The following is a 9,251-nucleotide window of genomic DNA, read 5'->3' on the forward strand; positions in this document are numbered from 1 at the left end:
CGCATGTACATCCTGCTGGCACTCGTCGGCGCGTGCGTGCTCGGGATCGCCGCCCACTTCCTGATCGGCGGGCGTGAGTTCCGCGGCGTCGCCGTCACCCCGGCGATCGCCACGGCTCTCGCTGCTGTCGTCTACACCGGGATGCAGTGGCTCGGCGTCGGCGAGGACAGCATCTGGCTGTGGCTCGCGAGCGTGCTGGGAGCGGTGGTCGTCGCGGCCGCGCTCACGATCATGATCGTGGCGGCCCGCCGCCGCTCGGACGCGGCGGCGAAGGCCGCGCTGGGCATCTGACGCCGGTGGATCCGCGTCTGCCATGAACGAGCGGCGGACGCTTCAGGGCATTCGCATCAGCATCCTGGTGCTGATGCTGGGACTGGTGATCAGCGGAGTGACCGCGTTCCCGCTGAGGCTGGAGCTGGGCTTCGCCTCGAACGTCCTGGACGGCTCCGCGATCGATACCTGGTTCCCCGACGCCGTCGCCTGGGTGGACCGTGTCGCGGCGGCGCTCGCCGACGTCGACGAGCGCTATCCGTTCATCGCGTACGGCACGGACTGGCTCGCCTTCGCGCACCTCGTCATCGCCGTCGTCTTCATCGGCCCCCTCATCGATCCGGTGCGCAACATCTGGGTGACGCAGTTCGGGGTGATCGCCTGCGCCGGGATCCTGCCGCTCGCGCTCATCGCCGGCGGCATCCGCGGCATCCCTCTCGGCTGGCAGCTCATCGACATCTCCTTCGGCGTCGTCGGCGTCGTTCCCGCGCTCATCGCCTGGCGTCTCACCCGTCGGCTCGAGCGTCTGCGCACGCAGACGGCCGCACCGACCCGCTAGGAGGCGAGCCCCATCGCGTCCATGCGCCGGGCGTGCGCGCCCATGAGCTCGGTGTAGACGAGCTCCACTCGGTCCTCGCTCATCGCGGCGAGCTCGGGCTGCCGCAGGGCCGACCGGCAGACGAGGATCGTGTCTCCGACGAGCCGTCGGGCCCACATCGACAGCAGCGAACGCCATTCCCCGTCGCCGTCGATCGTCTCCTGGATGATGGCGACGATCTCATGGCGGGCGTCGTCCGCGCTGAGGATGTCGGCCACGCGCGCGCCGACGTCGCCGTAGCTCGAGGCGAGCGCGAGGTAGAAGTCGTCCAGCATCCCCGCCGTGGTGTACACGGCGAGGAGGGTCTCACGAGGGCGCGCGCCGATGGTCTTGCGACGGAAGGCGTCGAGGTTCTCGCGGAACGGCAGCATCAGCTCGGTGGGGTCGTCACCCCGCTCGGCGATCAGCTCGACGATGGCGCGGTGCTTCTCCAGCGCCGCCCCGGCCGCGCGCGAGAGGGCCTCCTTCTCGGAGAGCTCGGGCGTCGCCCTGATCAATCGGGTGAGGGTCTCGAAGTACCCCAGCTGCAGGTACGCGGCCTGCCCGAGGAAGCGATCGAGCTCGGGCGCCAGCTCGGCGAAGTCGATGCGCGTCGCGGATCCCTGATCGCCACGACTGCGCAGCGTCAGCGTGCGTCGGGGCGTCCTCCGCTTCCAGAACCAGTTCACCACGGGGTTCACAATACTCGGCGCACCCGTACTCCCTGGCGTCCGCACCCCCTCGGGTAGGCTGGTGGTGTCCCCGCCGTCGGAGCGGGGCCCGCGCCTGTGGCACAAGAGACGGCGTGGATCCGTGAACGTGGCGATCTCCACCGGTCGCCGGACAGGCATCTGAACATTGACAACCTTCGCTGATCTCGGAATCGATCAGGACATCGTCGACGCACTCGCCGCCAAGGGCATCGTCGACGCGTTCCCCATTCAGGAGCAGACCATCCCCCTCGGCCTCCCCGGCCAGGACATCATCGGCCAGGCCAAGACCGGCACCGGCAAGACCTTCGGCTTCGGCATCCCCGTGGTGCAGCGTCTCGGTCAGAACCCCGAGCCCGGCGTGAAGGCGCTCATCGTGGTCCCGACGCGCGAGCTTGCGGTCCAGGTGTATGAGGACATCGATCTGCTCACCAACAACCGCTCGACGAGCGTCGTCGCCATCTACGGAGGCAAGGCCTACGAGGGCCAGATCGACCAGCTCAAGGCCGGCGCGCAGATCGTCGTCGGCACGCCCGGTCGTCTGATCGACCTCGCCGGCCAGCGCCTCCTCGACCTCTCGAACGCGACCGAGGTCGTGCTCGACGAGGCAGACAAGATGCTCGACCTCGGCTTCCTCGCCGACATCGAGAAGATCTTCCAGAAGGTGCCGGCGGTGCGGCACACGCAGCTGTTCTCGGCCACCATGCCCGGACCGATCGTCGCCCTCGCGCGCCGATTCATGAGCAACCCGATCCACATCCGCGCGAACGACCCCGACGAGGGGCTCACCCAGGCGAACATCAAGCACCTCGTCTACCGGGCGCACTCGCTCGACAAGGACGAGGTGATCGCCCGCATCCTGCAGGCCGAAGGGCGCGGGAAGACCGTCATCTTCACCCGCACGAAGCGCGCGGCACAGCGTCTCGTCGACGAGCTCGGCGACCGCGGCTTCAACGTCGGCGGCGTGCACGGCGACATGGGTCAGGACCAGCGCGAGCGCTCGATGGCCGCGTTCAAGGCCGGCAAGAAGGACGTCCTGGTGGCGACCGACGTCGCCGCGCGCGGCATCGACGTCGACGACGTGACCCACGTCATCAACCACACGATCCCCGACGAGGACAAGACGTACCTTCACCGAGCCGGCCGCACCGGTCGCGCGGGCAAGACGGGCATCGCCGTGACGTTCGTCGACTGGGAGGACCTGCACAAGTGGGCCCTCATCAACCGCGCTCTCGAGTTCGGCCAGCCCGAGCCGGTCGAGACCTACTCGTCGAGCCCCCACCTCTACACGGACCTCGACATCCCCGAGGGAACGAAGGGCCGCCTCGTCACCGCGCCGAAGGCCGAGCGCCCGCCGCGGACGCCTCGCCCCGAGCGCGCCGCGGACGCTGCCGCCGAAGGGACCGCGGAGGGCGGCACGCGCCGTCGCCGTCGCCGTCGCGGCGGCTCGACCCCCGTCGGATCCACCTTCGCGGAGGGCGAGCAGGACTCGGCGGCCGGCGAGTCGTCGTCGGCCACTGCGGATCGCGGCGCCGAGGGTGCGGGCACGCACGACGGCGCGGGCAAGGAGCACCACGACGGCAAGCCGGCACCCGCACGGCGCCGTCGCCGCCGCCGCGGAGGATCCGGCGGCGCCGGAGCCGCTCCCGTCGTCGGAGCCTGATCGAACGCATCGAAGGGGACGGATGCGCCGCGGCGGCATCCGTCCCCTTCGTCGTCGAGTTCCTTCTCGGCGAGCCGGTACGCCCGCCCCGCGAGCCGCCGTCAGGGATACAGCGGCTCGGAGCCCGTCGCGCGATCGATGAGGCGCGCGACCATGTCGGTCGCGGTCGTGTTCTCCCCGGGAATGTTCGGCTTGCCGGTGCCGTGGTAGTCGCTCGAGCCGGTGATGATGAGGTCGTGCGCCGCCGCCAGCTCGTGCAGCCTGCGCTTGCCCGCCTCGGTGTTCTCGCGGTGGTCGATCTCGAACCCGCCGAGCCCCGCGTCGATGAGTCTCTCGATGAACGGCACCGGCATCATCCGGTCGCGGCCCGCCGTGACCGGATGCGCGATGACGGCCACTCCCCCGGCATCCGTGATCAGCCGCACCGCCGTGAGCGGATCCGGTGCGTAATGCGGCTCGTAGTAGCCCTCCCGAGGGTGGAGGATCCCGTCGAACGCCTCGGTGCGGTCGCGCACGATCCCCCGGGCGACCAGCGCGTCGGCGATATGCGGACGGCCCACGGTGGCGTCCAGGGCAGTCTGGGCGACGACATCGGCCCACTCCAGATCGTAGTCGCGGCCGATGTTGCGGACGATCCGCTCCGCCCGGCCGATCCGGTCGTCCCGGATCCGCGAGGTCTCGGCGAGGATGCCCTCGTCTCGAGGATCGAACAGGTAGCCGAGGACGTGCACGCTGCGCCACTCGTGCTTGGCGGACAACTCCATGCCGGGCACGAAGGTCATGCCGAGCCGCTGCGCGGCCTCACCGGCCTCCCCCCATCCCGTGGTGCGGTCGTGGTCGGTCAGGGCGAGGGTGCGGACTCCGTGCGCATGGGCCTGACGGACGACCTCGGCCGGCGCCTCCGTGCCGTCGGAATGGTTGGAGTGCAGGTGCAGATCGGCGGGACCTGCGAAGCGGAGCGAGGGAGCGGCGGCCATCCCTCGAGCGTACCGACGCCCGGGGACTCGGGATGCGCGCGCCGCCGCGCCGCGGCAGGGAGTTCACAGCCATCGCTTCTACGCTGGAGGAGATGTTTCGTCTCCTGGGGATCCTCTTCACCGTGCTGCTCGCGATCGCGACCGCCGTCGTGGTCTGGCCGCAGTTCTTCCGTCTCGAGCAGACGTTCCCGTTCGCGCAGATCGTCGCCGCGCGCGGCGTCGTCCTGGGCGCCTTCCTCGTGGTCGCCGCCCTCGCGCTGCTCCTCCTGCTCGCCCGGCCGCTCCGAGGCTTCGCCGCCTCCGTGCTGATCGTCGCCCTGCTCGGCGCCGGCGCCACCGCCGCCGTCGGACTCGTGCGCGGATTCGGCGGCGACTCGCTCCCTGCCGCGACGGAGGGCAGCATCAGAGTCCTGACCTGGAACACCGCGGGCGACAAGGTGTCGGCCGAGCAGGTCGCCCAGCAGATCCTCGATCGGGATGCCGACATCGTGGCACTGCCGGAGACCACCGAGGCGGTCGGAGAGCAGATCGCCGTCATGCTCCGCGAGCAGGGTCGCCCGATGTGGGTTCACCATGTGCAGTTCCAGCCCGATGTCGTCGACGGCCCGAAGTCCTGGCACACCACCGTCCTGGTCTCCACCGACCTCGGAGAGTACTCGGTGATCGAGTCGTCGGAGGACGGCTCGAGCAACACCGGCTCGGTGCCGAGCGCCGTGCTCATGCCCGTCGACGGGAGCGGCCCGACCGTCGTGGCCGTGCACGCCGTCGCGCCCCGCATGGAGGACATGGAGCAGTGGCGGTCGGACCTGCGCTGGATCGCCGACCAGTGCCCCGAGGGCGACTTCGTGCTCGCCGGAGATTTCAACGCGACTGTCGACCACATGGCGGGCCTCGGCGTCGACGGCGGCGACATGGGCTTCTGCCGCGACGCCGCCTCCCGCAGCGGCAACGGCCTGAGCGGCACGTGGCCGAGCTCCCTCCCCGCGCTGCTCAGCACGCCGATCGATCACGTGATGGCCTCCCCGAACTGGACGCCGACCGGATCCGTGGTCATCGACGACGCCGGCGGCAGCGACCACCGCGGTCTCGTGGTGCAGCTCGAGCCCGCAGGCTGAGATCCCGCCGGCTCCAGGCAGGTGACAGACTGGAGGGATGAGCACCGCAGAACGCGACACGATCGCCGAGGCCAGCGTCGAGGCACCCGTCGAGAACAGCACCACGAACCGCAAGCAGCCCTTCCCCCAGGGCTTCCTCGACACCATCTCCACCGGGTGGGGCGAGCGCACCGAGACCCTCCCGGCGCCGCGGGCGCAGGCGCCGTACGCCGCGAAGCGCCGCGCCGCCGTCTCGGCCGCGTTCCCCGGCAAGCGCCTGGTCATCCCCGCCGGATCGCTCAAGCAGCGCAGCAACGACACCGACTACGTGTTCCGCGCGCACTCGGCCTTCGCCCACCTCACCGGCTGGGCCGCGGACTCCGAGCCCGACTCGGTGCTCGTCTTCGAGCCGACCGATGCCGGCCACGACATCGTGCTCCACTTCCGCGAGCGCGCCGACCGCACCACGACCGAGTTCTACGCCGATGCGACCGTCGGCGAGTTCTGGATCGGCCCCCGCCCGTCGCTCGCCGGAGTCGCCGCCGATCTCGGCATCGCGACCGCGCACCTCGCGGACTTCGCTCCCACCGAGGGGCAGCTGGTGCTCGACGAGGACGACGACCTGACCCGGGTGGTCTCCGAGCTGCGCCTGGTGAAGGACGAGTTCGAGATCGAGGAGATGCGACGCGCCGTCGACATCACCGCCCAGGGCTTCGACGACATCATCCGCGCGCTTCCCGACGCGGTCGCGCACGCACGCGGCGAACGCGTGGTCGAGGGCGTCTTCCACCGCCGTGCGCGCGAGGACGGCAACGGAGAGGGCTACGACACCATCGCGGCATCCGGCCCGCACGCGTGCTACCTCCATTGGACGCGCAACGACGGCACCCTCGTGCCCGGCGACCTGATCCTGGTGGATGCCGGCGTCGAGGCCGACAGCCTGTACACCGCCGACATCACCCGCACCCTTCCCGTCTCGGGAACGTTCACCGACGTCCAGCGCCGCGTGTACGAGGCCGTGCGCGAGGCCGCCGACGCGGCGTTCGCCGCCGCCCGGATCGGCGTCCGGTTCCGCGAGGTGCACGAGGCCGCCATGAAGGTCATCGCCGCACGTGTGGCGGAGTGGGGACTCCTGCCGGTGACGGCGCAGGAAGCCCTCGACGCGGACGCCGGCGGTCAGCACCGCCGCTACATGGTCCACGGGACCTCCCACCACCTCGGCATCGACGTGCACGACTGCGCGCAGGCCCGCCGCGAGATGTACTACGACGGCATCCTGGCACCGGGCATGGTGTTCACGATCGAGCCCGGTCTGTACTTCCAGATCGACGACGTGACCGTCCCGGCCGAGTATCGCGGCATCGGCGTGCGGATCGAGGACGACATCCTCATGACGGAGGACGGCCCGGTCAATCTCTCCGCCGGCATCCCCCGCTCCGCCGACGAGGTGGAGGCCTGGATCGCACGCGTGCAGGCCTGACGGCGCCGATGCACGATGGCGAGCTGACGATCACGGAGGCGACCGCTGCGCGACTCATCGCGCAGCGGTTCCCCGCTCTCGCCACCGCCCCGCTGCGCACCGTGCACGCGCCGGGCACGGTGAACACCATCGTCCGCATCGGCGATGACCTCGCGGCGCGATTCCCCCGGCTCCCGGAGAGCGAGTCCGTCCTCGAGGCCGAAGCAGCCGCCATGCGCGAGCTCGCCGCCGCGAGCTCTGTGCCCACTCCGAGGCCGTACGGGCTCGCGGCGCCGGCATCCGACTACCCGTCGGCATGGTCGGTGCAGACCTGGATCCCCGGCGCCACCGCCGCTCACGACAGCCACGCCGCCTGCGCGTCCCTGGCCGGAGACGTCGCGGAGCTCATCGCCTCGCTGCGCGCCGTCGACGTCGGCGGGAGATCGTTCGACGGACACGGCCGCGGCGGCGACGACCTCACCGCGCACGACGAGTGGGTGGAGCACTGCATGGGCCGGAGCGCGCACCGACTCGATCCCGACCGCGTACGACGCCTCTGGCACGCTCTTCGCGACCTGCCGCCGTGCGGCCCCGACATGATGAGTCATCGGGACCTCACGCCCTTCAACCTTCTCGTCGCCGATGACCGCCTGGTCGGTGTGCTCGACGGCGGAGCTTTCGGCCCCGCCGACCGCGCCCTCGACCTCGTCGCCGCCTGGCACCTGTTCGACGCCCGCCGTCGGCTGCTCGTGCGCGAACGCCTCGACGTCCGCGATGCGGAGTGGCGTCGCGGTGCGGCCTGGGCTCTCCAGCAGGCGATGGGGCTCGTGTGGTACTACGAGCTGTCGAACCCCGCGATGAGCGCGCTCGGTCTTTCCACGATGCACCGGCTGCTCGGCGACGACGAACTCGCGGCGGTGCGCTGAGGACTCGGGCGCGAACCGATCAGGCGCGGATGAACTCCACGACGTGCGGGGCGAGGGAGGCGCCGATGTCGGATGCCGAGCGCCGGCGCCCCTTCACCTCGAACGTGTGCCCGCCACCCTCGACCCAGACCACACGCGCGTCCTGACAGGTCGCCAGCACATCGTCGAACTGCGAGCGCGGCTGGATGAACGGATCTTCGGTCCCCTCGACGAACAGCTGCGGGACGCGGATCGCGGGGAGATGCTCGGCACGCGGCTTCTCCGGCCTGCCGGGCGCATGGAGCGGGTACCCGAGATACGCGAGGCCGTTCACCTCGAGTCCCTCGGAGACGGCCATGGAGGCCATGCGTCCCCCGTACGACTTTCCCGCCGCCCAGATCGCGGCGTCCGGCTCCTGCTCGCGCGCGAAGGCGGTGACCGCGCGCCACGTGGCGATCGCGTGCGAGGCTGGGCCGGGCATCCGTCGCCCCTGCTCGACATAGGGGAAGTTGAAGCGCAGCGTCGAGAAGCCGACGTCCCCGAGCGCGTCCGAGAAGCCAGTGAGGAACGGGTGGTCCTTGCCGGTGCCCGCTCCGTGGGCGATGATCACGACCGCGCCGAGGTGCCCTCGCGACCAGTCCGCCGAGACGGTCGCGGGTCCCGCGGGCAGCTCGACACGGACGTCGACCATCAGGCGCGCAGGTAGGGGATCGCGATCGGCACCCGCATGACCCTGCCCGAGGATGCCCGCACCATTCCGACGATCACGAGGATCAGGTGGAGCACCGAGACCGCGAAGTAGATCGTGATCGGGATGCCGAGCGGATAGAAGCCGGTGACCGGGGAGTCCGCGGTGAGGGTGAAGAGCAGCACGAAGTGCGAGACCAGGAGGATCGTCGAGACCAGCAGATACGTCAGTCCCCAGTTCAGAGCGACCCTGGCGTTCTCCCTGGCGACACCGCCGAACCGGCGGGAGGCGCCTCCCCCGACCGCCATCGCGATTCCCGATGCCAGGCCGCCCACGAACGGGAAAGGGATCAGGATGAGCAGTCCGAGCGCCCACGGCAGCAGACCTCGCGTCGGCACGGCGGCCGGATACGCGCCGACGGGATAGCCGCCTGCGGGATACGAGGCGGCGGGCGGCGGGGCGTACTGCGGTGCCGGCGGCGGGGCGTACCCCGGCGCGAGCGGCGGGGCGTACCCGGGCGCGGACGGCGGGGCGTACCCGGGCGCGGACGCAGGTGCGGGTGCGGCATACCCGGGCGCCGGCGGCGGCGCGTCTCCGGATGCCGGAGGCGGGGCGTACCCGGATGCCGACGGCGGGGCGTACCCGGGCGCGGGCGGCGGGGCGTACCCGGGCGCCGGCGGCGGGGCGTATCGAGGAGCGGCGGATGCGGGCGGCGCGTCCGCGCCCGCGACACCGTCTGCGGCGGACACGGGCTCGTTCTCGGGAGCGGTCATCAGGYCGGCTCCGCCGACCGGGGCGGCACATCGGGGGCGCCGTCATCCGACGCGGAAGGGTCGGCGGGGCGAGGCGGGATGACCGGTTCGGTCGGCGACGTCTCCGCGCCGCCGGCGTCCGGTGTCGGCTCCCCG

At 71.3% G+C, this 9,251-nt stretch carries 10 protein-coding genes; 6 read left to right on the forward strand and 4 right to left on the reverse strand.

The genetic code is table 11. From position 1 onward, the window contains the following. Nucleotides 1-3 precede the first annotated feature (3 nt). Both A4X16_RS05085 and A4X16_RS05090 read left to right on the forward strand, forming a co-directional pair. Nucleotides 4-291, forward strand: a complete 288-nt coding sequence (locus A4X16_RS05085; RefSeq protein ID WP_067117359.1) for a hypothetical protein — start codon at nucleotides 4-6, stop codon at nucleotides 289-291. Between the two features lie 22 nt (nucleotides 292-313). After that, entirely contained in the window at nucleotides 314-829 is a 516-nt protein-coding gene (locus tag A4X16_RS05090) for a hypothetical protein (RefSeq protein ID WP_067117362.1), read from the forward strand. On the opposite strand, the gene A4X16_RS05095 is transcribed toward A4X16_RS05090, so the two are convergent. Then, nucleotides 826-1,539, reverse strand: a complete 714-nt coding sequence (locus A4X16_RS05095) for a ferritin-like fold-containing protein (RefSeq protein ID WP_067117407.1) — start codon at nucleotides 1,537-1,539, stop codon at nucleotides 826-828. The genes A4X16_RS05090 and A4X16_RS05095 overlap by 4 nt on opposite strands. Before the next feature lie 166 nt (nucleotides 1,540-1,705). Between A4X16_RS05095 and A4X16_RS05100 the strand changes: the two genes are divergently transcribed. Next, nucleotides 1,706-3,220 (forward strand): DEAD/DEAH box helicase, encoded by a 1,515-nt coding sequence (locus A4X16_RS05100; RefSeq protein WP_067117365.1) that lies wholly within the window; start codon nucleotides 1,706-1,708, stop codon nucleotides 3,218-3,220. 101 nt (nucleotides 3,221-3,321) lie between these two features. Here the strand turns inward: A4X16_RS05100 and A4X16_RS05105 are convergent, their stop codons facing one another. Further along, nucleotides 3,322-4,197 carry a PHP domain-containing protein gene (locus A4X16_RS05105; protein WP_067117368.1) on the reverse strand — a complete coding sequence of 292 codons (876 nt, stop codon included), beginning with the start codon at nucleotides 4,195-4,197 and terminating at the stop codon, nucleotides 3,322-3,324. 92 nt (nucleotides 4,198-4,289) lie between these two features. Here A4X16_RS05105 and A4X16_RS05110 point away from each other — a divergent pair, with 92 nt between their 5' ends. The 3 genes from A4X16_RS05110 to A4X16_RS05120 are packed head-to-tail and all read left to right on the forward strand — an operon-like array spanning nucleotide 4,290 to nucleotide 7,676. Next, entirely contained in the window at nucleotides 4,290-5,312 is a 1,023-nt protein-coding gene (locus tag A4X16_RS05110) for an endonuclease/exonuclease/phosphatase family protein (protein ID WP_067117373.1), read from the forward strand. Between the two features lie 37 nt (nucleotides 5,313-5,349). Beyond that, entirely contained in the window at nucleotides 5,350-6,771 is a 1,422-nt protein-coding gene (locus tag A4X16_RS05115) for an aminopeptidase P family protein (RefSeq protein ID WP_067117377.1), read from the forward strand. Between the two features lie 8 nt (nucleotides 6,772-6,779). Next, a complete protein-coding gene (locus A4X16_RS05120; RefSeq protein WP_067117380.1) occupies nucleotides 6,780-7,676 on the forward strand; it encodes a phosphotransferase in 897 nt (298 codons plus the stop codon). Between the two features lie 19 nt (nucleotides 7,677-7,695). Here A4X16_RS05120 and A4X16_RS05125 read toward each other — a convergent pair whose 3' ends face one another. Continuing rightward, nucleotides 7,696-8,346 (reverse strand): alpha/beta hydrolase family protein, encoded by a 651-nt coding sequence (locus A4X16_RS05125; protein WP_067117383.1) that lies wholly within the window; start codon nucleotides 8,344-8,346, stop codon nucleotides 7,696-7,698. Then, nucleotides 8,346-9,116: a DUF4870 domain-containing protein gene (locus tag A4X16_RS05130; protein WP_067117386.1), complete on the reverse strand. Its 771-nt coding sequence runs from the start codon at nucleotides 9,114-9,116 to the stop codon at nucleotides 8,346-8,348. Before A4X16_RS05130 ends, A4X16_RS05125 begins: the two co-directional genes overlap by 1 nt. Between the last annotated feature and the right edge of the window lie 135 nt (nucleotides 9,117-9,251).

The organism is Microbacterium sp. H83 (genome assembly GCF_001650405.1).
In the GTDB taxonomy this organism is placed as follows: domain Bacteria; phylum Actinomycetota; class Actinomycetes; order Actinomycetales; family Microbacteriaceae; genus Microbacterium.